Source organism: Enterococcus dongliensis, from assembly GCF_031927985.1.
Taxonomy (GTDB): Bacteria; Bacillota; Bacilli; order Lactobacillales; family Enterococcaceae; genus Enterococcus_A; species Enterococcus_A dongliensis.
The window spans coordinates 159,546-182,473 of the sequence record NZ_JARPZC010000003.1; the positions used below are offsets into that span (position 1 = coordinate 159,546).

At 38.8% G+C, this 22,928-nt stretch carries 26 protein-coding genes; 4 read left to right on the plus strand and 22 right to left on the minus strand.

What is annotated here, in order from left to right; translation table 11 throughout:
• Positions 1-8: 8 nt before the first annotated feature.
• From P7D84_RS03760 to P7D84_RS03795, 8 genes are all read right to left on the minus strand, one after another.
• A complete protein-coding gene (locus tag P7D84_RS03760; RefSeq protein WP_311800119.1) occupies positions 9-965 on the minus strand; it encodes an ROK family glucokinase in 957 nt (318 codons plus the stop codon).
• A 1-nt stretch (position 966) separates the two neighbouring features.
• Complete coding sequence (locus P7D84_RS03765) at positions 967-1,173, minus strand: YqgQ family protein (RefSeq protein ID WP_311800120.1); 207 nt, start codon at positions 1,171-1,173, stop codon at positions 967-969.
• A 143-nt stretch (positions 1,174-1,316) separates the two neighbouring features.
• On the minus strand, positions 1,317-1,850 hold the full coding sequence (locus tag P7D84_RS03770; protein ID WP_311805072.1) for a DUF1697 domain-containing protein: 534 nt from the start codon (positions 1,848-1,850) through the stop codon (positions 1,317-1,319).
• Positions 1,851-1,892: 42 nt separating this feature from the next.
• Entirely contained in the window at positions 1,893-2,561 is a 669-nt protein-coding gene (locus P7D84_RS03775; protein ID WP_311805074.1) for a rhomboid family intramembrane serine protease, read from the minus strand.
• A 59-nt stretch (positions 2,562-2,620) separates the two neighbouring features.
• Positions 2,621-3,157: a 5-formyltetrahydrofolate cyclo-ligase gene (locus P7D84_RS03780; RefSeq protein WP_311805075.1), complete on the minus strand. Its 537-nt coding sequence runs from the start codon at positions 3,155-3,157 to the stop codon at positions 2,621-2,623.
• Positions 3,158-3,285: 128 nt separating this feature from the next.
• The gene (locus P7D84_RS03785; protein ID WP_311805077.1) at positions 3,286-4,269 is read right to left on the minus strand and encodes a FecCD family ABC transporter permease; all 984 of its coding nucleotides are present in this window, start codon (positions 4,267-4,269) and stop codon (positions 3,286-3,288) included.
• Complete coding sequence (locus P7D84_RS03790; protein ID WP_311805078.1) at positions 4,266-5,249, minus strand: FecCD family ABC transporter permease; 984 nt, start codon at positions 5,247-5,249, stop codon at positions 4,266-4,268. The genes P7D84_RS03785 and P7D84_RS03790 overlap by 4 nt, the downstream gene beginning before the upstream one ends.
• A gap of 3 nt (positions 5,250-5,252) precedes the next feature.
• Positions 5,253-6,041 carry an ABC transporter ATP-binding protein gene (locus P7D84_RS03795; RefSeq protein WP_311805080.1) on the minus strand — a complete coding sequence of 263 codons (789 nt, stop codon included), beginning with the start codon at positions 6,039-6,041 and terminating at the stop codon, positions 5,253-5,255.
• A 160-nt stretch (positions 6,042-6,201) separates the two neighbouring features.
• On the opposite strand from P7D84_RS03795, the gene P7D84_RS03800 reads away from it, so the two are divergent.
• Positions 6,202-7,128, plus strand: a complete 927-nt coding sequence (locus tag P7D84_RS03800; protein WP_311805082.1) for an ABC transporter substrate-binding protein — start codon at positions 6,202-6,204, stop codon at positions 7,126-7,128.
• A 62-nt stretch (positions 7,129-7,190) separates the two neighbouring features.
• On the opposite strand, the gene P7D84_RS03805 is transcribed toward P7D84_RS03800, so the two are convergent.
• From P7D84_RS03805 to thmT, 7 genes are all read right to left on the minus strand, one after another.
• Positions 7,191-7,922: a DUF6681 family protein gene (locus P7D84_RS03805; protein ID WP_311805083.1), complete on the minus strand. Its 732-nt coding sequence runs from the start codon at positions 7,920-7,922 to the stop codon at positions 7,191-7,193.
• Complete coding sequence (locus P7D84_RS03810) at positions 7,919-8,317, minus strand: hypothetical protein (RefSeq protein WP_311805085.1); 399 nt, start codon at positions 8,315-8,317, stop codon at positions 7,919-7,921. The genes P7D84_RS03805 and P7D84_RS03810 overlap by 4 nt, the downstream gene beginning before the upstream one ends.
• 195 nt (positions 8,318-8,512) lie before the next feature.
• The gene (rpmG, locus tag P7D84_RS03815; RefSeq protein ID WP_067623696.1) at positions 8,513-8,662 is read right to left on the minus strand and encodes a 50S ribosomal protein L33; all 150 of its coding nucleotides are present in this window, start codon (positions 8,660-8,662) and stop codon (positions 8,513-8,515) included.
• 123 nt (positions 8,663-8,785) lie between these two features.
• Positions 8,786-9,259, minus strand: coding sequence for a glutathione peroxidase (locus P7D84_RS03820; protein WP_311801155.1), 474 nt, complete (start codon positions 9,257-9,259; stop codon positions 8,786-8,788).
• A gap of 77 nt (positions 9,260-9,336) precedes the next feature.
• The gene (locus P7D84_RS03825; RefSeq protein WP_311800131.1) at positions 9,337-11,454 is read right to left on the minus strand and encodes a penicillin-binding transpeptidase domain-containing protein; all 2,118 of its coding nucleotides are present in this window, start codon (positions 11,452-11,454) and stop codon (positions 9,337-9,339) included.
• A 356-nt stretch (positions 11,455-11,810) separates the two neighbouring features.
• On the minus strand, positions 11,811-13,748 hold the full coding sequence (gene thrS, locus P7D84_RS03830; RefSeq protein ID WP_311805087.1) for a threonine--tRNA ligase: 1,938 nt from the start codon (positions 13,746-13,748) through the stop codon (positions 11,811-11,813).
• Between the two features lie 315 nt (positions 13,749-14,063).
• Entirely contained in the window at positions 14,064-14,240 is a 177-nt protein-coding gene (gene thmT / locus P7D84_RS03835; protein ID WP_137609361.1) for a 2-hydroxymuconate tautomerase, read from the minus strand.
• Positions 14,241-14,435: 195 nt separating this feature from the next.
• Here thmT and P7D84_RS03840 point away from each other — a divergent pair, with 195 nt between their 5' ends.
• The 3 genes from P7D84_RS03840 to helD all read left to right on the plus strand — a co-directional run bounded on the left by P7D84_RS03840 (position 14,436) and on the right by helD (position 18,145).
• Positions 14,436-14,843 (plus strand): VOC family protein, encoded by a 408-nt coding sequence (locus P7D84_RS03840; protein ID WP_311800133.1) that lies wholly within the window; start codon positions 14,436-14,438, stop codon positions 14,841-14,843.
• 17 nt (positions 14,844-14,860) lie between these two features.
• Positions 14,861-15,736, plus strand: a complete 876-nt coding sequence (locus P7D84_RS03845) for a VOC family protein (RefSeq protein WP_311800134.1) — start codon at positions 14,861-14,863, stop codon at positions 15,734-15,736.
• 126 nt (positions 15,737-15,862) lie between these two features.
• Positions 15,863-18,145 carry an RNA polymerase recycling motor HelD gene (helD, locus tag P7D84_RS03850; RefSeq protein ID WP_311805089.1) on the plus strand — a complete coding sequence of 761 codons (2,283 nt, stop codon included), beginning with the start codon at positions 15,863-15,865 and terminating at the stop codon, positions 18,143-18,145.
• Positions 18,146-18,203: 58 nt separating this feature from the next.
• Here the strand turns inward: helD and P7D84_RS03855 are convergent, their stop codons facing one another.
• From P7D84_RS03855 to yhbY, 7 genes are all read right to left on the minus strand, one after another.
• Positions 18,204-18,923, minus strand: a complete 720-nt coding sequence (locus P7D84_RS03855) for a YebC/PmpR family DNA-binding transcriptional regulator (protein WP_311800136.1) — start codon at positions 18,921-18,923, stop codon at positions 18,204-18,206.
• A 72-nt stretch (positions 18,924-18,995) separates the two neighbouring features.
• Positions 18,996-20,135: a nucleotidyltransferase gene (locus tag P7D84_RS03860; protein ID WP_311800137.1), complete on the minus strand. Its 1,140-nt coding sequence runs from the start codon at positions 20,133-20,135 to the stop codon at positions 18,996-18,998.
• Between the two features lie 45 nt (positions 20,136-20,180).
• On the minus strand, positions 20,181-20,909 hold the full coding sequence (locus P7D84_RS03865; protein ID WP_311805090.1) for a class I SAM-dependent DNA methyltransferase: 729 nt from the start codon (positions 20,907-20,909) through the stop codon (positions 20,181-20,183).
• Entirely contained in the window at positions 20,909-21,265 is a 357-nt protein-coding gene (gene rsfS / locus P7D84_RS03870; protein ID WP_311800254.1) for a ribosome silencing factor, read from the minus strand. The genes P7D84_RS03865 and rsfS overlap by 1 nt, the downstream gene beginning before the upstream one ends.
• Positions 21,266-21,346: 81 nt before the next feature.
• A complete protein-coding gene (gene yqeK / locus P7D84_RS03875; RefSeq protein WP_311800255.1) occupies positions 21,347-21,943 on the minus strand; it encodes a bis(5'-nucleosyl)-tetraphosphatase (symmetrical) YqeK in 597 nt (198 codons plus the stop codon).
• Positions 21,933-22,568: a nicotinate-nucleotide adenylyltransferase gene (locus P7D84_RS03880; RefSeq protein WP_376713392.1), complete on the minus strand. Its 636-nt coding sequence runs from the start codon at positions 22,566-22,568 to the stop codon at positions 21,933-21,935. Before P7D84_RS03880 ends, yqeK begins: the two co-directional genes overlap by 11 nt.
• A 29-nt stretch (positions 22,569-22,597) precedes the next feature.
• Positions 22,598-22,909 (minus strand): ribosome assembly RNA-binding protein YhbY, encoded by a 312-nt coding sequence (yhbY, locus tag P7D84_RS03885; protein ID WP_311800139.1) that lies wholly within the window; start codon positions 22,907-22,909, stop codon positions 22,598-22,600.
• Between the last annotated feature and the right edge of the window lie 19 nt (positions 22,910-22,928).

Here is a 22,928-nt window from a genome sequence, read left to right on the forward strand (position 1 = left end):
TTTCTGATCTATTTAGCCAATGAAGCCGCCCCGATTACACCAGCTTCATTTCCTAACTCTGCTAGTTTAACTTTAGTACTTTCACGAACTTGCGGGAAAGTAAATTCTTTAAAGTATTTTTCAACACGGCTACGCAAGAATTCACCTGCTGCTGAGACACCCCCGCCAATTACGATCGTTGATGGGTTCAAGGTATTTCCAAGGTTACCGCAAGCTAAGCCTAGGTAGAAGGTCACTTTATCTACTACCATTAATGCTAGGTCATCGCCATCATTTTCTGCTAGCTCAAAAATATCTTTACTTGTAATGTCTTCCCCGTTATCTAAACGTGCCTTTAATGTTGAATTTCCTGCATATTCTTCTGCTAACTGACGAGCTACTCGAACGACACCTGTCGCACTAGCCACAGTTTCTAAACAGCCCCGTTTTCCACAAGTACATTCAAAACCTGTTGGGTCCACAGTCACATGTCCAATTTCACCTGCACAACCGGCTGCTCCATGAAGCAATCGTCCGTTCATAACGATTCCGCCGCCGACACCAGTTCCTAAAGTCATAAAGATAACGTCAGCTTCGTTTTCTCCAGCACCTTTCCAACGTTCGCCCAAAGCTGCGACATTGGCATCATTATCAATACTGAATTTGATGTTCGTTCCTTTTTCGATTTCTTTTTTGACTTGTTGCAACTTCGTCCAATTTAAGTTATAGGCTCCAATGACAGTCCCTGCTTCGATGTCGACACTACCTGGTGTTCCCATCCCGATCCCGATAAATTGTTCTGGTTTCATATCATACAACGACAAATGATGGTTGATTGAATCAATAATATCTGGCACGATATGTGAACCATCGTCTAAAATATTCGTTTCAATACTCCATTTTTGCTGAATTTCACCTGATTCAGTCAAAATAGCAAATTTCACGGTTGTCCCGCCTAAATCAATACCTAATAATTTTTTATCCACTCTAGTCACCTTCTCGACTTTCTTCAATGTGATGTTCTCGTTTTAAAATGCCCCAACCCTGCAAATAAGTATCCCGATCAATTACACGGCTCTCATATAAATTTTTCAATTCGATCTGCATCAATTCAATATCATAGATTCGCTTTCCAACGTAAACATAAATACCAAATTGTTTGAGTAGTTGCTGCACATCATACAAACTTTTCATTAAACCACATCCCTAATATTATACAGAAAAAAATAATTTTTTTATAGTCCAATTTTTTATTTCCTGATTTATTTTAAAAAAATAGCCTTTTCATCCATTTGATAGTGTATAGTATCAGCTGAACAGACGCAACTTGTATGAGCTTACTCTTCTAATAGTGCAATCAATCTAGTAACTGTTTTCCAATTACGTGCAGTCAATCCTTTAGACAGCTGATTGATCTTTGTCGTCAATTTAGAAAAACGAATACTTTGCTCAGCAAGATAGTAAATATCTTTCTCGGCTACGACTGCCCATTCTCCCAAAGCTGAAAGTTCTTGTTGGATCAGCTGGTCGGCTGAAAAATAAACATACAGATGAGAAATCTTAGGGTCTTTCTTTTCAACTTCTGCAACCTTCTCTTGAGTAAACGGCAAACGATCTCTTACGCCGATCATTTCAGCTTTCGTTCGATAGAGAATCGGCACAAAAAAAGCAAACCGTTTTTCAAATGCCGCTTCTACTTCAGCTGAAAAGTCCGTTAGCTGCCGATCCGTTGTAAACAAAATATTCCCACTTTGAATGTAACTGCGAACATCCGTGAAACCCAATTCGATAAATAGTTCTTTTAATTCCTGCATTTTAATACGGTTTTTACCACCAACATTGATTCCTCTAAACAACGCTACATATCGCATTTTTTGCTCCTTCACTAAAAAAGCGGACGTTGCTGTCCGCGCTCATTGATACATACTAAATTTTCTTAACCCAAAAAAGACGAATAAGACGATTACGAAAATAAAAAATAAGACAGATGTAATCCGTGCTCGTAGTGAGAAGCGATCTTTTCCATAAGGAACAGCTACTGCCCAACCAGATAAGGCTCCACCGATAATTCCTCCTAAATGCCCCCAAATATCAATCGTAGAATCAAATAAGCCAAAAACTAGATTCATCACAATAAACAGAGCAAATTGACGCGTCAAAGCTTGGATAGCACCATTATCTCGGTAGTGCAGACCGACTACTAAAAAAGCACCAAATAACCCAAAAATTGCTGTACTAGCACCGCCTGATAGCGTTGTTGGCTGATTGAATGCAAAACTAGCGAAATTTCCCATCACACCACTCAATAAATACACAAGTGCAAAGCGCCAATGACCAAAAATCGCTTCACATTGTTGTCCCATATAGTATAAGACCACACCATTTAACGCAAAATGCATCAGACCAAAATGAATAAACATCGGTGTGATAAACCGCCAATACTGATGCTGCCAAATAACTGCTGGCGAAAACATCCCTAAATGGTTCTCAATCGATAATCCTGGTAATAAATATTGCAGCAAAAAAATGAATGTATTGATTGCAAAAAGAGTATACATTACATATGGCTGATCTTTTCTCATACAGTTACCTCTTTCTTCTAGTGATTCTCATTATTCCCAGCTAGAACAAAAAATGCTGACTAAGAAAGAAATAATTGTTGAATCTGTTGATCAAATGCTTCCGTCTGCCAATCTTCCATCAGCTGTTCGGCAAAGACCAGACTGCAAGTCTTGCCATGATAATTTGCCAAGTAACGATCATAATAACCGCCACCAAAACCAATCCGATAACCTGAACGCTTAAATACTAAACCAGGAACAATCAATAGATCTAGTTCATCAGCTGGTGCGATAGCTTCGATTGTAGGCTCTTCCACTCCAAACCTCGTTGTAGAAAATGCGGTATCCGGATCGACCCAATGAAAGACCAGTTTCCCTTTTGGCATCGATTTTGGAACAGCTACTTTTTTCCCTGCTTCAAACGCTCGTTGAATCAACAAAGACGTAGGAAATTCAAAGGATGTTGCCATTGTTACACCAATACTAGTTGCATTGTTCCATGTAGCACTTTTAAAAAATTTATCGAGAATAATCTCGACTTGTATTCGTCTTTTTTCGCTCCCAGCAATTTTTTGTAACCGAGTAATCGCTAATTGTCGAAGTTCTTGTTTTTCCATCTAATCACCTTCTTATTAGAAATACTAACAAAATCGATACAAAATAAAAAGGGGGTGACTCCCCCTTAACAAAATCACTAGAAACTAACTAAAAATTTTTTCGCTCGCACTTAGCTTAGATACGTGGATCATCTATTTTTTTTCATCAATTGAAAAATAAAATATGGTGCGCCAATTAGTGAAACAATTATTCCAGCTGCCATTTCACCATCTGGCAAGATGACCCGTGCCAAGATGTCACTAAACAATAATAAAATACCACCGATCAAAGCTGACATTACTAGCGTCTGATTGTTTTTTCGTCCTGTTAATTGACGCGCGATGTGCGGTGCGATCAGACCGATAAAACTGATACTTCCAGCAATCGAGACACTTACTGCTGCTAAACAAACTGCGCAGATTAAAAAGAATAATTGTGTCCGCTTTAACTTTATACCCAGACCAACTGCTATCTCATCGCCTAATTCTAATACTTCTAATGAACGACCTCTTAATAAGATCAATGGTAATAGAAAAACTAACCATGGAAGCAATAGCCAAACATGATCTTGCGTTGTTCCCCAAATTGTTCCGGCGAGCCAAGATGTGACAAATTGATAGTTGTCCCTAGACACTCGAATCGTTCCTATCAGTGTCAAAGCAGAGATTCCTGCATTTACTGCGACGCCTGCTAGCAACAAGCGATTCGGTGTAATTCTTTCTGCTTGTCGACCAAAGTAATAAACCAAAGCCGTTGCAATAAAGCTGCCTGCACAAGCAATCAGTGGCAAATACCAACTACTTTCACCTCTAGCAAAAAAACCTAAATAAATCAAAACAGTCAGTCCTGCTCCGGCATTGATGCCTAAGATCCCTGGATCTGCTAAATCATTATGCGTAATCGTCTGGAATAAATATCCTGACACCGCTAGACCCATGCCAGCTAATATCGAAACAAGTAAACGAGGAACTCGAAAATCAAATACAATCAATTGTTGACTCGTTTTAGCAGTTCCTTGGAAAACATGAATCAGATCGTTGAACGTCAATGGGATCGAACCTACTGTCAAACTAAGTGATGCGCCGATTATTAGTAAGAAAAGCAAACTCAGCCAACCTATTTTTTTCCTCATAAGCTTCCCTTCCTAATTTGTAGAAGTAAAAACGGGACCCCAATCAGCGTGATAATAACTCCCGTCGGTGTTTCTAGAGGTGGTGCGATCAAGCGAGAAGCAATGTCTGCTACAACAAAAAACAAGGCGCCAAAAAAGCCTGAAGCAAGAATCACATAACGATAATCATGGCCCACAAAAAAACGAACGACGTGGGGAACCATCAATCCAATAAAACTGATTGTCCCTACTAAAGCCACCGAACTTCCAGCTAGCAACAATACCAAAATCATGCTCAATTGACGAATACGGTTAGGATTTTTCCCTAATGAAATCGCCGTCTCATCTCCCATACTTAGTAAAGTAACTTGTGGACTAATCAAACATGCCCCAATGATACCTAATACGATCAATGGAGAGATCGTCTGCAGTTGGTTCCAAGTAAGATTTGCGGTGCCACCTACAAACCAAAAAGTGACGTCTTGATTCAAATCAAACAACAAACTAATGCTTTGACTGATCGCAGCAAAAAAAGAACTCAATGCCGCTCCTAATAAAACGATCCGAATCGGTGATAAACCAAAAGACACGCGTGTTGAAACAAAATAAATCAATAAAACTGAGATTGAGGCTCCTAAAAATGAGCCTATTACCCCCATCGTCGGTGATGGATTGGTAGTAAGAGCAAAAACTAGCGCCAATCCTAGTCCAGCTCCTGAATTGATTCCTAAAAGTCCAGAGTCTGCAATCGGATTAGAAGTAATTCCTTGAATCAATGCCCCAGAAATCGCAAAAGCAGCACCGACTAAAACAGCTCCTAACATTCTCGGCAAGCGTAAGTAACGAATCAACTGTTCTCCTTGATTACTAGAATCAAAATGCAACAACGCATGAGTAACATCTGACCATTTACTCGTAACGGCACCATAGCGCAAAGACAGCAACATCGCGAGCAACAGGAGAATCAAAACGACTGGAAAGAAAGAATTTCGTCTAGTCACTTGCTAACACTCCTTTACTAAGTCATAAGCGATAACTAATGGTTTATCGCTATTAGGCAATGTTGCAAACGTTGCTTGGATATCGAAAAGATTCAGCAACTTATCTGCCGTAAAAATTTCTTTGGGTGTACCTTGAAAAAGTAATCGTCCTTTTTTCATTCCTAATAAATAATCAGAAAATCGGGAAGCATGATTCAGGTCATGGATCGTCATTAAAATTGTTTTTCCTTGACGATTGATTTCCTGCAATAGTTCCAAAATTTCTAATTGATGTGCTGGATCCAAAAAAGTGATTGGTTCATCAAGGATTAAGATATCAGTATCTTGGGCTAAAGCCATGGCAATCCAAACACGCTGTTGTTGACCGCCAGACAACGTAGCTAATGTTCGATCTTTTAACTTTTGTAAATTAGTCGCTTCAATCGCCCAATCAATCAACTGATGATCCCGTTCTTTCAAACCAGAAAAACCCTTTTGATAAGGAAAACGACCGTAAGCGACGATCTCTGCCACAGTTAAACCGGTTATTTGAGTACTACTTTGTGATAAAGAAGCGATTTTTTGAGCGATAGATTTGGTATCTAGACATTGGACATTTTCACCATCAAGTAAAACTTCTCCTTTGATTGGATTTAAGATCCGCGCTAAAGCTTTTAAAAATGTTGATTTTCCGCTGCCATTTGGTCCAATCAAACTTGTAATCTGGCCTTTGGGAATTTCTACTGTAATATCGTTTACAACGATTTTTTTCTCGTATCCGATTGAAAGATCAGCCGTATTTAATTTTGTCATAGATCTTCCTCATTTCTTTGATAATCGTTCTCAATTATGACGCTCTTTTTCATCAGCGTCAACCCGTCAATTAAAGAAAGATCGTTGTTGACAGCCTTTGTTCTTTCGGTAATAATAGTAATTGAGAATATTTCTCAATTACTGTTGAAGGAGTTTTTTTATGTTCAAAAAAATAGTTCTAGGAACCGTTACTTTGTTAGCGCTGTTAAGCTTGGCTGCTTGCGGACAAAGTAGTGAAAGTAAAGACGCAACTAACGAAGTGCGGACAATGACCGATGCGCAAGATCATAAAGTTGAAATTCCCCAAAAACCCAAACGAATCATTGCTTCTTATTTAGAAGACTATTTAGTCGCTTTAGATGAAAAACCTGTCGCTCAATGGACAGTTGGCGAAGGTAGAATCCAACATTATTTACAAGACAAGTTAAAAGGCGTTCCTACCATCAATTACGATTTACCTTATGAAGATGTTTTAAAATTAGAACCAGATTTGTTATTGATAGGCGCTAATGGTACCCTTGAAGGTGGAAAATACAAAGAATATGCTAAAATCGCCCCTACTTATGTTGTAAAAAATGGCGATAACGTTACTTGGCGTGACCAATTAGAAATCATCGGTAATGTACTAGACAAACAAGATCAAGCCAAAAAAGTAGAAAAAGATTACGATCAATTAGTCGAGCAAACGAAAAAAGACTTGAAAGACAAAATCGAAGGCAAATCTGCTGCTGTTTTGTGGGTAACGAATAACTCTGCCTTCATGGTAGCAGACAATCGTTCTAGCGGACAATTACTTTATGACGAACTAGGATTTGACATTCCGCAATTAACAAAAGATATCAGCAAAAAAGCCACTGCAGATTTCTCACAAGTATCCTTGGAAAGTTTGTCACAACTTGATGCTGACTACATTTTCTTAGTCAATAGTGATTCTGGAGCTGCTATGTTTAACGATCCACTATGGAGTAATATTCCTGCTGTGAAAAACAATCAGTTATTTGAATTTGACGGAAAATCCAGCTGGCTATACAACGGCCCAATCGCCTATACCAAAATGATTGAAAACATCCGTGAAGTCTTAAAATAAAAAAAGATGTCGTTCTGATCAACCGCCCTTATCAATAAAAGCGGCTTTGATCAGAACGGCATTTATTTTTTACTTCGACGTGTACGTGTAGCTGTTTCTTCCGTTTTCGCTAAAAATTTCAAGCGATAAGGCTCATGATAACGTACGCCGTCCTTGACAAAATCACCACCAACGATAAACAAGCCGATTGGTTTTAGTGGCTCGTTTTGATGGATTGTTCCTATTGTCTCTAACTCACGATAATTTCTTCCAATCTGTAGTTGATACGTCTCTGGCGTGAGTTGTTTTACATAATAATAAGGATATAAAGTATTCTCATCCAGCAAGAATCCTTCTTCCTTCGTCAAATCACGAATATTTAGTTCCTTGCCATCGATTAGCGCTTGGATATTTTCAACTAATTTTAACTGATAGTCTTCCGTAAATTCAACAGGGATCTCTTTTGCCTGCTTAAAAACTTTCTTTTCTTTTTTAGGATGCTCGTTTTGAATATTGAAGGCATCGTCGGGTAAATATTTGACAAAAAATTGAGTGATGTCCCCTTTTAAATTTTTATCCAAAAAGTAATAAAAAAAGTTTAAGATGATGAAATAGACCAATCCAATAAAAACCAGACTATAAATCACTAATTGTAGATAGTTTTGGTTCACCCACAGACCATAAACAATCCGTAAAATATAAATAGTTGGCAAAATGCTCAACAAGGTATACGCCCGATTTGAATACTTAGGGCTGATATCTAAAAAACCTAAAAATTTGTTTAATCCATTAATGATATCTAATAACAAGGTCATTGGCTCACACTCGTTTCTACTCCAGCCGATTCATCAACTGATTGTTGGGTCGGTGTTGTTTGTGATTCTTCTGTTGAAGGCTGCACCCCACCAGGACTTACTTCCGTCGAAGATTGGGGTGTTTCTACTTGATTATCTGCAATCGCATTTCCTTCGCTATTATTGATATCGGGTGTTACATTTGATTCTTGATTTTCGCTGATAGTACTAGTTTCTTGTGTGGTATCAAGTGACTCCTGAGAAGAATTACTAGTACTTGTCGAAGACTCTGTTTTTGATGTCGTAGCCTTGACTTGGCGATAACTGGAATTATTTAAAATCCCTGATGTAGTCGCAATCAAGATCGACAGCGTCAAAAGCGCGATTGGCTTTAAAATAGGTGGCACTTTGCGCATTTGATCCTTCCTTTCTAAAAATGCTTTATTAATAACTAGTTTTATCATTGGAAGATTAGCTTTTGTTTAGGAATGTGTGAAGATTTTATGTAGATTTAGCGGATCACTCCACTTTACTGTTTCTGCGACTAATAAATGAACAAATCAATCAAAAAAAGCCAGCAATCGCAAACGATTGCTGGCTTGGATGGACAATTATTTTACTTCTTTATGCAAAGTAACTTTACGTTCACGTGGGCAATATTTCATTTTTTCCAAACGATCAGGGTTGTTACGTTTGTTTTTACTTGTTAAGTAGTTACGTTCTTTACAAGAAGTACATTCTAAAGTGATATTTACGCGCATGATTTTCCCTCCCTAGCTAAAATCAGTTTGCCAAGATAATTCTCAGACTTTGATATCATACCATGTTTTCTTTTTATTGACTAGTCTTTTTACAAATTTTGTTAAGTAAATCTACTTGACGTTTTAAAGTTGGGCTTCAATATCTTTTGCGATTTCTTCAGGCTTTGTTTGCGAAGCATAGCGTTTCAATACGTTTCCTTGACGATCAATCAAGAATTTTGTGAAATTCCATTTGATCGCTTTGTTAAGTAAACCACCTTGCACATTTTTCAAATAACTATACAAAGGAGCTTCCTGAGCACCATTTACATCAATTTTTGCAAATGTTTGAAATGTCGTATGATATTTCAACTGACAAAACTCTGCCACTTCAGTATTTGTCCCAGGAGCTTGATTGCCAAATTGATTGCACGGGAAGTCTAAGATTTCAAATCCTTGGTCTTGATATCGTTCATATAGATTCTGCAAGCCTTCATATTGTGGTGTGAATCCACAACTTGTCGCTGTATTGACGATCAAAAGCACTTTTCCTTGATAATCAGCCAAAGATTTTTCTGTTCCATCGGTTTGTTTTACTTCAAAATTGTATACAGTCATACTTTTCACTCCTTGTTGTTTGCTACATCGGTCCTCGCTGTCACTTTAAAAAAGCTAAGGAGCCAAGCTCCTTAGCTTTATTGTACGCCATAGGTGTCTGCAAATGCATTTATTATCTCTTTTGCGATGGCTTTATTTGTGTCATCATGTTCTTCATCTAAGTTTGGCAGCATCACGCTGATGGCTACTTGCGGATTATCATAAGGCGCATACGCTACGATATTGCTGTTAATCGTACTTGCCCCATTTTCTGCTACCGTTTCTGCAGTACCTGTTTTAGCTGCTGGATCAATTTTAGCAGAAGCCAGATCTGTCGCAGTTGTATACGCGTCATTTCCATGAACCGCTTGGTAAAACCCTTCTTTGATGATGCCCATCTGATCAGCTGAAATATTTACTTGATTTAATTTTTTTCCAGTGATTTCTTTTTGTAATTTACCAAGACCACCACTATCATTGTTGTCGTAAATCCCTTTGACCACATGAGGAGAGATGCGTGTACCTCCATTTGCGACAGTTGCCGCATATTGTGCAAGCTGCATCGGTGTATAGGTATCATATTGCCCAAAGGAAAGATCTAGTAGATTCCCGCCGCCTGGACCGTTTTCTTTTCCAAAATTAGTATTCATGACACCCGTAGCTTCATTTGGTAAATCGATCTGTGTTTTTACACCCATCCCGTATTCTGCAAATGCGTTTCGCAACTTATCATACATCTCTTTTGTCGAAGCAATTTCTGGTAAAGTCATGTTTTGCTGGTATTGTACACCTAGCATTCGCAATACGAGCTGCATCATGTACGCATTAGAAGACCATTCCAATGCTTTTACCGTATTCAAAGGAATTTGGTTTCCTAAAACTTGATTGTAAATCGAACCTTTTAATGACGTGCCAGACAATTTGATTGGTTGGTCGATCAAAACATCGTTGCCGCTGATTGCTCCAGTTTCATATCCTGCAGTGACAGTACCACCTTTAACGACAGAACCAGGAACAAACGCATTAGTAATCGTACCTAACGTATTTTCTTCCAATGTCTTGCTGTTGATATCATGAGTAAACCCAGTCATGGCATAAACTTCACCTGTGCTTGGATTCAGTGCCACCGCATACGCACCAGGTGAATAACGGGCAACGCCGCTGTCTACTAACCCTTGGAAATGCGTTTTTAAAATAGTTTCAACTTTTGTCTGAAAATCAGCATTGATGGTCAAAACAATATTCGAACCTTTTTCGCCTTTTTTGACTTCTTTTTGTTTTTCAATGTTTCCTTCTTGATTCAAGGTGACTTTGTATTCACCTTTTTTGCCTTGCAGCTGGTCTTCATATTGTTTTTCTAAATAGCTTTTGCCCACACGATCATTACGAGAATAACCTTTTTTCAAATATTCATCGGCATCTTCAGCTGGCAAGCCTTCTTTTTCCGTTGTGATTGTTCCTAGGATACTTTTCAATGACCCATCTAGTGCTTCATTATACGAGCGATCCCAGTCAGTTCCAGTCGATACACCCGGCAGATCAGAGGCATGTTCTGCAACTACAGCCAATTCTTCATCCGTCACGCCTTCATTTTTCACAAAAACAGTACTAAGCGCAGACGCTCCATTCATCCGTTTAAAGATTGTTGCCACTTTCAACTGATTTTCATCAAGTTGGATCTCACTATCTTTGACTTTATCGACTAATTTTTGATACTCATCTGTAGTATCTAGATTTTTCTCTTTAAAGGATAAACGATCTTCGGCTTCTTTCAAATGCTCTTTATCTGCTAACCAATAATCTTTTTTATCCCGTGTCGTCAGATTTTCATCTGCTGGGACATCGATCAACGTGTTGAGTTCATTTGCTAATTTCAAAATATCAGACGCTTCCATCGCATTTCCGCGGGTAAACGTGATAGCTGGATTCGCAACATTATTGACTAAAGCAGTTCCATCAGCATCATAAATGACTCCTCGAGGGGCATTCTCTTTTACAGTAATGACCGTTGAGGCCTTCATCTCTGCCTTCATTTTGTCCCCTTCAACGATTTGAAGATACCCCAATCGCGTGACTAAAATGACGAACAAACCAAAGATGACAAAAAATAAAAAGTTCAATCGAAATGGGACGTGACTTTTATTTTGATTGCGGCCATTTTCATCAGCCAGTCGTAATTTTTCAAAAAGTTTCTTAAATGGATTCGTTAGTTTCATTCATCTGTTCCTTCCACTTTGACAGTTACTTGTCTTATTGTAGCTGAAAAAGTGTTTTTTCAAAAGGATTATTCCTACTTCCTTTAACTTCGTTTAAAAACTTTAATTTTTTCTTTCTAAAAGTCTAAGTTGTTTCACGGCCATATGATAGAATTTTTAATTGACAGTTTTTTTCGTGTAAAATACGGATTGTTTATTAACAAAAGACTCATTTTCCGTGAAACATTCTGTCGCTTCTTTTTCTGTGGAAAACTTTACTACGACAAATATTACGTCATAGGCTTTTTCTTTAAAGAGTTTTCCACAAACGGCTGGATAAATTAAAAAAACCGGTGAGTACACTCACCGGAAATTTTTTAGCTGCGGCTCAAGTTGTCAATATCAGCTTTGATTGCTTCAATGAACATGTTCAAATCTTGTGCTTCTTGTTCTTCGCTACCGTAGCGGCGAACGTTTACTGAAACATCTTCGACTTCTTTATCACCGATTACTAATAGATAAGGAATTTTTTGTGTTTGAGCTTGACGAATCTTATAGCCAAGTTTTTCATTGCGATCATCTACTTCCACCCGAACACCTTCTCGGATCAAACGATCTTTGACCTCATAAGCATAATCTCCATGATGTTCTGGCGATACAGGTAAAATGGCTACTTGTTCTGGTGCTAACCATGTTGGGAAAGCTCCTTTGTATTGTTCAATCAAGTAAGCAGTAAAGCGTTCCATCGTTGAAACAACACTGCGGTGAACAACGACTGGACGATGATCTTTTCCATCTTCACCAACATAAGTCAAATCAAAACGTTCAGGCAACAAGAAGTCAAATTGGATTGTTGACAGTGTTTCTTCTGTTCCTAGAGCAGTCAACACTTGAACATCTAGTTTTGGTCCATAAAAGGCTGCTTCTCCATCTGCTTCAAAGTAATCGAAGCCTGATTCATCCATTACTTCTTTTAATAAGCTTTGAGAAGTTTCCCACATTTGATCATCATCAAAATATTTTTCTGTATTTTCAGGATCACGATAGCTTAAACGGAAACGATAATCATCAAAACCAAAGTCTCTGTACACTTCTAAAATCAAGTCTAATGTGCGGCGGAATTCTTCTTTGATTTGGTCAGGACGAACAAAGACATGGGCATCATTCATCGTCATTTCACGCACACGTTGCAAGCCAGATAATGCACCTGATTTTTCATAACGGTGATCCATACCAAGTTCTGCAATCCGAATTGGCAACTCACGGTATGAATGGATATGATTTTTATAAATCATCATGTGGTGTGGGCAGTTCATCGGACGTAAAACAAGTGATTCTTCACCGTCCCCCATATCCATGATTGGGAACATATCTTCTTTATAATGATCCCAGTGACCAGAAGTTTTGTATAGACTTGTGTCTGCCAAAACTGGTGTATACACATGTTCATATCCCATTGAGATCTCTTTATCCACAATGTAACGTTCGATAATGCGACGAATAGTTGCACCTTTTGGTAACCAGAACGGTAATCCTGAACCAACTTCTTGTGAGATCATGAATAAATCTAATTCTTTTCCTAGTTTCCGATGGTCACGTTCTTTTGCTTCTTCACGCATTTTCAAGAAATGATCTAAGTCTGCTTGATTGAAGAAAGCTGTTCCGTAAACCCGTTGCATCATTTGATTATCAGAATTTCCGCGCCAGTAAGCACCTGCAACTGATAATAATTTAAAGATTTTGATTTTTCCTGTTGATGGGACATGCGGGCCACGACATAAGTCAGTGAATTCCCCTTGAGTATAAGCTGTGATTACTTCGTCTTCGGGAAGATCCGAGATCAACTCTACTTTGTATGGATCATAGCTGAAGAAATCCAAGGCTTCTTGGCGACTCATCACTTTGCATTCAATTGGCAGATTTTCTTTTACGATTTTCTTCATTTCTTGTTCGATTGCTGGAAAATCATCTTCGCTGATTTGGTTTTCTCCGTTATCTGTATCATAATAAAAGCCTGAATCAATGGCAGGGCCAACGCCAAAATGCATATTTGGGAATAGGCGACGAACAGCTTGTGCCATTAAATGTGCACTTGAATGACGAACAAGTGGTAAAGCTTCTTCATCTTTTTCGGTCACGATTTTCAATTCCGCATCTTCTTCGATTGCACGATTCAAATCTTCTAACTCGCCGTTGACTACAACAGCTAATGCATTTTTTGCTAATGAATTAGAAATACTTTTTGCGATTTCTAAACCAGTAACACCATTGTCAAACTCTTTTATTGATCCATCTGGAAATGAAATTTTTACCATCTTGTAGTTCCCCCTTATGATTTTCGATTGATAAAAAAAAGTCCTAGTACCGAAAACGGTACTAGGACGAATAAACGTGGTTCCACCTAATCTTTGAGCAGAATATCTGCTCCTCACAAGCGATAACGGCGCTGTCCGCTTCTACATTTTTGTAGAAGTCTCTGAAAGTGGTCATCCCTTGCGCTTGTCTGGAAAAGTCTCAGCCGTGCTCTTCCTCTCTGATAAACAGCCTTCAAGTTCAGGTGTCTTTCTTCATCAATCATTTACATTGTCATTATAAACACTTATTGATTTGAAATGCAAGTATAATATTTATTATTTCCATTTGCCGCCTTGTGCGTACTTGCCTTTTTGCATCTCATTGATGATTACATGGATATTTTCTTTTGGGGCACCAACATTTTTTGAAATCGCTTCCGTTACTTCTTCCACCATCTTTGTTAATTGTTCTTCTGTTCTTCCTTCGACTAACTCAATGTGCACAAATGGCATAATGAACCGCTCCTTTATTTTATATTTCGACTGTTTCATTTTATCACATCCACTACCAAAATGAGGAAATAAATTTTATCTATAAGAACTTCTGCTTTTATAAAAAGAGAGAAATGATCTTCTGTTCGGAGTCAAATCGTTATTGATAGCCCTTTCTTCATGTTAAAGTAGAGATACAAAATAGGAGGTTAGACTATGGATATCTATTTACACTTTAATGGCCAAGCCGCTGAAGTTCTCGCATTTTATGAAGACGTATTCAAAACTTCTGCTCAGATCATGACTTTTGGACAAATGCCTCATGATGACAACTTCCCGATAGATGATGCAATCAAAGATCTAATAGTGAACTCAAACCTGAAAATCAATGAGACGAATGTCATGATTGCCGATAGTCCTGAAAGTTTAGCACCGCCGCTAGTTGTTGGAAATAACATGGCTTTAGTATTCAATGCAAAAACCGCTGAGGAAGCTTTAGATATTTTTCAGCGCCTAGCAGAAAATGGAACAATTTTATTGCCGCTTGAAAAAACTTTTTGGGCAGAACAATACGGTATGGTCAAAGATCAATATGACATCATTTGGCACATCAATCTTTATTAAAGAAAGGATGGATTTCCATGGAACAGCAATTTGGTTGTTGTTTATGGTTTGATGGACAACTGCCTGAAGCTGCAGAGTTTTATCTGTCTATTTTTGAAGATAGTCACAAAAAAAATGAAACTTATTTTATGACCGATGACCATGGAAAAATCGGTGATCACTTAACTATCACGTTAGAATTAGCCGGCTGTGAATTTCTTTTACTAAACGGCGGCGATTTATTTAAACCAACACCGTCTATCTCCTATGTCGTTAACTGTGAAAACGAAGAACAACTCCATTATGTTTGGGAGCGATTGAATCAACAAGGTGAGACCTTAATGCCTTTAACCGATTATCCAGAGTTGGGTAAATACGGCTGGACCAACGATCGTTATGGTTTTTCATGGCAAGTTCGCTTAGGTGATAGTTTACAAACGATTGTTCCTTGTATCATGTTTGCCAATGAAAACTTTGGTTTGGCCCAAGCGGCGATCGACGAATGGATCAATGTCTTTGGCGGCAAACAAACTTTTGTCATCAAAGGCAAAGAAGAGCGGCTGCGTGCCTCTGGATTCCAATTGCGCGGGCATGATTTAATCATCATGGACAGTCCTGAAAAACATGCGTTTAGTTTTTCAATGGCAAATTCTTTTTATTTCTACTTTAAAGATCAAGCAGACATCGATCAAGTTTGGGGTGCTCTCACCGATGCTGGAAAAGAATGGCCTTGCGGTTGGATGGAAGATCGTTACGGTGTCTATTGGCAAACAATGAACAGACAGCTCCTCGATTGGACCAACGACCCTGATGTTGCAAAAGCCAAACGGGCCACGAAAGAATTGTATAAAATGAAACGAATTGATCTTGCTCAGATAAAACGAGCACATGACAATAACTCTGACTCTTTCTAAAAAGAAGCTGTGACGCTGGTCACAGCTTCTTTTGCATAAACTCAACTTTTTGCTTCTCCTCCTTCTTATATGCTATACTGTTATGCTGTTATAAACAGTCGATGGAAAAATAGAGGGGGATGCTCAATGAACGCAAGAGAATACGAACAAGAGCACGTCCAACAGACAAGCGCTTTGATCCAACAGGAACTAGCCTTTTTGGACAACCAAAAAAAAGAAACGAAAGCCAAATTTGATACCGACATGCTAACAAATGCCGATCAACGAGTTCAAGGGGGTTCCTTCGAGGCTTTAGCTGAAACAATGGCAGATACACGACAACACGAAGCTGAATTACTTTTACGTTATCAAACACTGGCTTCTCAGGAAAAACGGCAAAGAGTCCTTAAATTGATGGGCGAGAATCCTTATTTTGCTCGAATTGATTTTAAAGAAGATCAAGAAACTGAGACCCTTTATTTAGGAATCGCTTCGTTGCGAGACACACAAGAAGAAACTGTTGTAATCGACTGGCGTGCACCGATCGCTAACCTTTATTACGAAGGAACGTTAGGCCAAACACAATATGAAGCACACGATGCGATCATTCCCATCGAACTTCAATTAAAACGCCAATTTAAAATCCGCGAAGGTCAAATTTTATCAATGGTAGATACTTCTGAAGCAATCAATGATGATTTTCTCTTAGAGATTTTAGATGAAGCTTCTTCTAACCATATGAAAAACATCGTCGCTACAATCCAACGCTCCCAAAACGAAATCATTCGTGATGCAAGAAGTAAAGTTTTGGTAGTAGAAGGCATCGCCGGCAGCGGCAAGACTTCTGCTTTGCTCCAACGAGTCGCCTATTTGCTGTATCATAATCGCAAATGGTTAGACAATGAACAAGTCCTTTTGTTTTCTCCTAATCACATTTTCTCAGACTATATCTCGACTGTTTTGCCCTCTTTAGGTGAAAGCGGCATACCTACTGAGACATTCAAAACTTTTTTGAGTGCTTTATTGCCTACTTATCAGATTCATACTGAAGAAAGTCATGAAGAAGTCTTTCTTTCTGGACAAGATGATCGGATTTTACGCGCTAAAAGCAGTTTTGCTATCGTACAAGAATTGTATGATTACGTTGCTCGCATCGCGGCGTTTGGTCCTTTATTCCGTGATCTCAAACTGAAACAGGACGTGTTGATCTCAAAAAAACAAATTCGTGCTTGGTATCAAGAAGCCAATCCCGAATTGCCGATGTATCAGCGGATGCAGTTATTGCAAACAAAACTTTTGAAAAAACTAGGCGGTTTAGAAAAAGACGAAATGAAGAAAGATTGGGCCAAAGAAGCCGCCGATGAATTGGTGGAAGCGGCGTTTGCCAATAATCCCAATATGGAAGATTCAGAAAAGGCTGAACGCCGTTTGCGTCGTCAGATGACACAAAAAGTCGTTCGAAAAAAACTGCGGCCTCTGAGAAGACAGATTACTCGTTTTGGTTTTATCAATTATGCCAAACAATATCTTCATTTCTTACAAAACATCCCCAATCAACTGCTCACTCGTTACCATTTGAACCAAGCTGATTGGAAATTAATGCTTGAAGAATTATTGGGCGATTTCAAACAAAAAGATCTTAGTTTAGAAGATGGAACATTGTTATTTCTATTAATGAAATCCATCCACCCATTAGATGTGAAGCAAAAGGCCCGTTTCATTTTTATCGATGAGATGCAAGATTTTTCTCCAGCACAAGTTGCTTTATTACGCCATCTGTATCCAAAAGCTACTTATACTTTATGTGGTGACTTGAACCAAAAAGTCTTTGGGAATGAAAGTATGGTCCACTCATTAGAACAGATTTTCCCTGATCAAACGTTGACTCATTTTGAATTGACGACCAGCTATCGTTCAACTGAAGAGATCACTAATTTTGCCAATCAATTCTTGACCCAAGAAAACCGAGTAGAATTGACAGCTCGTGTAGGTGATCGGCCGAAAGTTTATTATGCCAATGATTCTCGTCAAATGATTGACAGCTTGGTCCATCAGATTGAAGCAACTGCTGAAGCTGCAAAATACTGGCGAACTGCTATCATCGCAAAAACAGTCGAGGAATGTCAGGCACTTTATAATCAATTGACAGCTGAACAAAAAAAACAAGTACAGCTGTTGACTGACGAAGAAGATTTCATGAAAAAAAATCTGATTATCATTCCGACTTATTTAGCCAAAGGATTGGAATTCGATCGAGTATTTGCTTGGAATGTCTCGCCAGAAAATTACCATACTGAACAAGATAAGCTGATTCTTTATACTGTTTGTACCCGCGCAATGCACGAATTGAATCTATTAGTAATTGGTAGAAAGAGTCCTCTACTAGAAATGATTCCAGAAACGCTTTATATTCAAAAAGCATTAAACTAAAAAAATAAGTATCCATAAAGCGAAAGACCGAAAAGAGCTGAGCCCTTTCCGGTCTTTTTTAATCGTCTAATTCGACGTTGTGATAAATCTGTTGGACATCTTCTAATTCATCCAACACATCGATCATTTTTTCAAATTTTTCTAAATCTTCACCTGTCAATGTGACTTCATTTTGTGGAATCATCTGCATCTCTGCAACAGTGAAGTCTGTGATACCTTTTTCTTTTAACGCTTCTTGGATCGCATTGAAATCTTCTGGTTCGCCATAAACAATGACCTGACCTTCTTCATCGACTACATCACGCACATCGATGTCTTTATCCATCAGATATTCCAAAATTTCATCTGCATCTTCTCCTGCAAAACCAAACAGTGCCGTGTTATCGAACATATACGCAACTGCACCAGAAACACCCATGTTCCCGCCATTTTTACCAAAAGCCGCACGAACATCTGAAGCTGTTCGGTTAACGTTGTTTGTTAAGGCATCAACGATCACCATTGAACCATTCGGCCCGAAACCTTCATAACGTAGCTCTTGGAAATCCTCATCGCCAGAACCTTTAGCTTTTTCAATTGCTCGATCAATGATATGTTTTGGAACATTATACGTTTTTGCCCGTTCAATAACGAAACGTAATTTTTGATTAGCATGCGGATCAGGTTCACCTGATTTTGCTGCTGCATAAATTTCAATCCCAAATTTAGCGTAAATTTTACTGTTGTTTGCATCCTTCGCGGTCTTTTTAGCCACGATATTCGCCCATTTACGTCCCATATTTTCACTTCTCTTTCGTTAATTTCATACTTTCTCATTATAACGACTCCCATACGCTTTGGAAAGTATTTTTTATGCTCGAAGCGGAAATCGCCCGATTGTTTGTTCTTCTGGATGGATCAATTGGTAGATTTGATCGGCACGATAGGTCAAAAAATGATTTTTCTTTTCCTTTTGTCCAATCTTTGCCGCTATTGGCAGCGGAACTTGTTTTTTTATCTGATTCAAATATTTTTTCCCTTGATCAGTAAAACCTAAAACATGCAGCATCGTATGTTCTTGCTCTGCTTTTATTTCAGCTGTTTTAACTTGCAATAAGACATAGGTCAAAAGCCGTTGCAAACGTGGCTGTGTGTAACGTTTTGTACGGATGGCTTGCAAAAATTCAGGAAAATTTTTCGCTCCTTGTTCAACTAATCGATGTTCCAGCCCTTCATTCATCTGATAAATTTCTTGAAGAGTCGTTAGAGAACTTGCCCGCAGTTGATAATCTAAATACGGCCAAAAGTCAGTCCATGAAATATGGGTATGTCTGAGGGTATCCAACGTTTCAACCGGCACAAAATCAGCAAAATCTCCACCTGCTAAAACAGCTTGACGGATTCCAGTAGCGCTGGCAAACTGATCAGTCACTAATGAAGCATCATGGTATCCTTGATCTTTTCGCGGCAGTGGAAAAATCTCCATTGGTTGATTATATGTCGCATTTTCTTTTGCATAACTCAAGCCTAAGAGATGGTTCGGTGGAAAATCTTGTGCCTTAGGATATAATTGCGACACAACTTCTGCCATTTTTTCAGGATAACTCCAACCAATCGGCAATTCATGGAAGAGTTGGTCAATCGCTGATTTTTCTTCAATAAAAAAGCGGCCATAACCAGCATAATCAAATGCAGCGGTACTGTCTGTACCAAAACATAAGGCCTCACACTTCAATGCTTGCAATAGCTTGATGCTGCCTTTGGCAAAATAATCCGCCGATTGGACGGCCCAAGCAAAAGGCAATTCGACGACAAGATCGACCCCATTTTTCAAAGCGGCCTGTGTGCGTGACCATTTATCAATGATTGCTGGCTCCCCACGCTGCAAAAAATTCCCGCTCATCACCGCCACGATGACTTCAGCACCACTTAATTCTCGGGCTTGCTGTGCATGGTAGCGATGCCCGTTATGAAAAGGATTATATTCCACCACAATTCCGCAACTACGCATCTTCTCACTCCTTTCTCGTAACAAAAAAACCGAGATTGCTCTCGGCTATTTTTGGCAGACAAAAAACCAGCGTTTACTTGTCTTATTAGGACTCTCATCTGTGAAATCTGCAAAAACTTCAACTTTGAAGCCAATTTCAGTCAACATTTTTTGATATTTATCTAATGGATAAGTCCGCTCTTTGTGTAATTCATCAAAGCGTTCAAATTGCGTGCCTGCTTTTTTTACAAAGAAAGTCAAAAAATGCTCAATACTGTGTTCTACCTCTCCAGAATAACTATCCCATAAAAAAGCAAAGTCTTCTGTTTGATCGTGAAAACTATATTCGGGAAAGACTTCATCAATCTGATACGTCGAATGAACATCAAAAATAAATGTTCCAGAATCTTTTAATAATTGATAGACCCCGGCAAAAACTTGTTTGACTTGAGTCGCGTTTTGCATATAGCAAAGCGAATCAGAAAAACAAGTCACTGCTTGATAGGTGCCGATATCAGTCAGATCCAACATATCTCCGGCAACCCAATTGATGGAAACTTCTTCTTGGATAGCACGATCACTCGCCAATGTCAGCATTTCTTCTGACAGATCTAAGCCAGTGACTTCAAATCCATTTTTAGCAAATTCTACGGCTAACGCACCTGTTCCGCAAGCCAGTTCTAAAATTTGGTTGGTCGTCTGTGGTAAACGGCGCAAAGAAAAATCTAGCCATTGCTGATACAATGATTCATCCATCACTTCGTCATAAACAAAGGCAAACGTCTCATAGGCCATTAATCTAACCAAGCCTCGATGTTTTCAAGCGGAGCATCTGACCATAATTTCTCTAAATTATAAAATTCGCGTTCAGAAGCACTGAAGACATGAACGATGACATCTCCTAAGTCGATCAAGACCCATTTTCCACCATCTTTTCCTTCAACTCGTTTAACCTCTACTTGCGCTTCTTCTTCTTTATCAATGATCGCCTCTACGATTGCATTAATTTGACGATCAGAATTAGCTGAACAAATCATAAAATAATCGGCCAATAATGAAACTTCTGAAACATTCAACGCTACGATATCCGTCGCTCGTTTTGAATCGGCTGCCTTCACGGCGATTTCTAACATATTTTTACTATCTATGATAATTCTCCTCCTTATTATGTGAAACTATACTTGCTTGTTCAGATCATCTTCCAATGAAAAGAACGCCTCTAACAAAAAATTCTATTCTAACCCGCACACCCAACGATTATACGTTTCAAGTGTCTTGGGGTAAATGAGGTTCTCCCCTTCAATCAAATGAAGAAGTGTGTGTTTGGTTTCGAATGCAACTGCTTGATCCAAATCATTAAATGCGATCACCCGTGCATCCTCGACACCAGGAAACTTTCTACCAGGTTCGATATAATCTGCTACATAAATGATCTTGGCCAATAAAGACATCTCCGCTGCTCCAGTAGTATGTAAACGAATAGCGTCTAAGATTTCCTCATCGGTAATAGTTAACTCCTGTGCGACAAAGTATGCCCCAACAAGTCCGTGCCAGATGGCATTGCCGTATTTTAATAATTCTGTTTTATTTTCATAAGGACCTTGCTCGATAGCTAACTGAAATTCTTCATCCGTACGCTCTTTTGCATAATCATGGACCAACGCAGCAATGCTTGCTTTTTCTATAGATCCTCCAAAACGTTTTGCTAAAGCAACCGCCGTTTCTTCCACCCCTAAAACATGGGTAAAGCGTCGCTCACTCATACGCATCTGAACAGCTTGCATCAAAGCTTCACGATCCATTGCCGTATAATCAGCACTATAATTCATCAAGATACAATCCTTCTTCCGCAATATATTCTCGTACCCGCTCAGGCACAAGATAACGAATGGAACATCCTTGTTTGACTTGTTTACGAATATAAGAAGATGACAATTGGATTTCCGGAACATCTACCCAAATAATCGGATAAGGACTTTCCAATGTATAGCCGGCTCGTTTAACCCCTACAAAATTAACGATACGAATCAATTCATCAATTCGATGCCATTTTGGCAGATAAGCAACTTCATCTCCGCCGATAATAAAATAGTATTCTATCTCAGGGTTTTCTGCTGTCATCTCCAACAGCGTGTCAATTGTATAACTTTTTCCTTTGCGAGCAAGTTCTCTTGTATCAACTGATAAAAAAGAATTGTCTTCAATCGCCAGTTTGACCATCGCTAAACGATGTGTGCTGTCGATTGTCTTCTTTTCATCTACATGCGGCGGTAAATAACTTGGCAACAGATGTACTTCATCTAATCCCATTTTTTGTCCCACCTGTTCTGCAATCATTAGATGAGCTTGATGAATTGGATTAAAATTTCCTCCTAGCAATCCTACTTGCTTTTTCGGCATGGTAGTTGCGGTTAGCGGATCGACTTTAGGAATCGTTAAGACATCTTGGTACACTCGTTATTCCTCCTCATTTTTAATCAAGATTAAATACTGCGAACCTCTTTTGATATTTTCTGATACTTTTCTTTACTTGATGCTTTGTACAAAACTAACACTCGCCCAATGATTTGAACGACTTTGCACGTAGTTTTTTCTTCTAAAATATGAGCTACGTCTTCTGCGATCTCATCAGTATTTTGTAATAAACTGATTTTGATCAATTCTCTTTTTTCCAATGCTTCAGCGATTTGAACGATCATCGCTTCATTTACTCCATGTTTGCCAATTTGAAAGATTGGTTGTAAATGATGTGCTTGACTCCGTAAAAACCGTTTTTGCTTTCCTCTTAATTCCATTGATACACCCCTTATTTGG

Bases quoted from the DNA above. Each gene is read 5' to 3' on its own strand.
- thmT (WP_137609361.1), bottom strand. From the start codon at position 14,240: ATGCCATTTGTGCACATTGAGTTAGTCGAAGGAAGAACAGAAGAACAA.
- P7D84_RS03800 (WP_311805082.1), top strand. From the start codon at position 6,202: ATGTTCAAAAAAATAGTTCTAGGAACCGTTACTTTGTTAGCGCTGTTA.
- thrS (WP_311805087.1), bottom strand. From the start codon at position 13,748: ATGGTAAAAATTTCATTTCCAGATGGATCAATAAAAGAGTTTGACAAT.
- P7D84_RS03825 (WP_311800131.1), bottom strand. From the start codon at position 11,454: ATGAAACTAACGAATCCATTTAAGAAACTTTTTGAAAAATTACGACTG.
- P7D84_RS03770 (WP_311805072.1), bottom strand. From the start codon at position 1,850: ATGCGATATGTAGCGTTGTTTAGAGGAATCAATGTTGGTGGTAAAAAC.
- P7D84_RS03805 (WP_311805083.1), bottom strand. From the start codon at position 7,922: ATGACCTTGTTATTAGATATCATTAATGGATTAAACAAATTTTTAGGT.
- P7D84_RS03785 (WP_311805077.1), bottom strand. From the start codon at position 4,269: ATGAGGAAAAAAATAGGTTGGCTGAGTTTGCTTTTCTTACTAATAATC.
- P7D84_RS03820 (WP_311801155.1), bottom strand. From the start codon at position 9,259: ATGACTGTATACAATTTTGAAGTAAAACAAACCGATGGAACAGAAAAA.
- yqeK (WP_311800255.1), bottom strand. From the start codon at position 21,943: ATGAATTATAGTGCTGATTATACGGCAATGGATCGTGAAGCTTTGATG.
- rpmG (WP_067623696.1), bottom strand. From the start codon at position 8,662: ATGCGCGTAAATATCACTTTAGAATGTACTTCTTGTAAAGAACGTAAC.
- P7D84_RS03795 (WP_311805080.1), bottom strand. From the start codon at position 6,041: ATGACAAAATTAAATACGGCTGATCTTTCAATCGGATACGAGAAAAAA.
- P7D84_RS03840 (WP_311800133.1), top strand. From the start codon at position 14,436: ATGGATATCTATTTACACTTTAATGGCCAAGCCGCTGAAGTTCTCGCA.
- helD (WP_311805089.1), top strand. From the start codon at position 15,863: ATGAACGCAAGAGAATACGAACAAGAGCACGTCCAACAGACAAGCGCT.
- P7D84_RS03855 (WP_311800136.1), bottom strand. From the start codon at position 18,923: ATGGGACGTAAATGGGCGAATATCGTGGCTAAAAAGACCGCGAAGGAT.
- P7D84_RS03810 (WP_311805085.1), bottom strand. From the start codon at position 8,317: ATGCGCAAAGTGCCACCTATTTTAAAGCCAATCGCGCTTTTGACGCTG.
- P7D84_RS03775 (WP_311805074.1), bottom strand. From the start codon at position 2,561: ATGAGAAAAGATCAGCCATATGTAATGTATACTCTTTTTGCAATCAAT.
- yhbY (WP_311800139.1), bottom strand. From the start codon at position 22,909: ATGGAATTAAGAGGAAAGCAAAAACGGTTTTTACGGAGTCAAGCACAT.
- P7D84_RS03865 (WP_311805090.1), bottom strand. From the start codon at position 20,909: ATGGCCTATGAGACGTTTGCCTTTGTTTATGACGAAGTGATGGATGAA.
- P7D84_RS03860 (WP_311800137.1), bottom strand. From the start codon at position 20,135: ATGCGTAGTTGCGGAATTGTGGTGGAATATAATCCTTTTCATAACGGG.
- P7D84_RS03765 (WP_311800120.1), bottom strand. From the start codon at position 1,173: ATGAAAAGTTTGTATGATGTGCAGCAACTACTCAAACAATTTGGTATT.
- P7D84_RS03780 (WP_311805075.1), bottom strand. From the start codon at position 3,157: ATGGAAAAACAAGAACTTCGACAATTAGCGATTACTCGGTTACAAAAA.
- P7D84_RS03845 (WP_311800134.1), top strand. From the start codon at position 14,861: ATGGAACAGCAATTTGGTTGTTGTTTATGGTTTGATGGACAACTGCCT.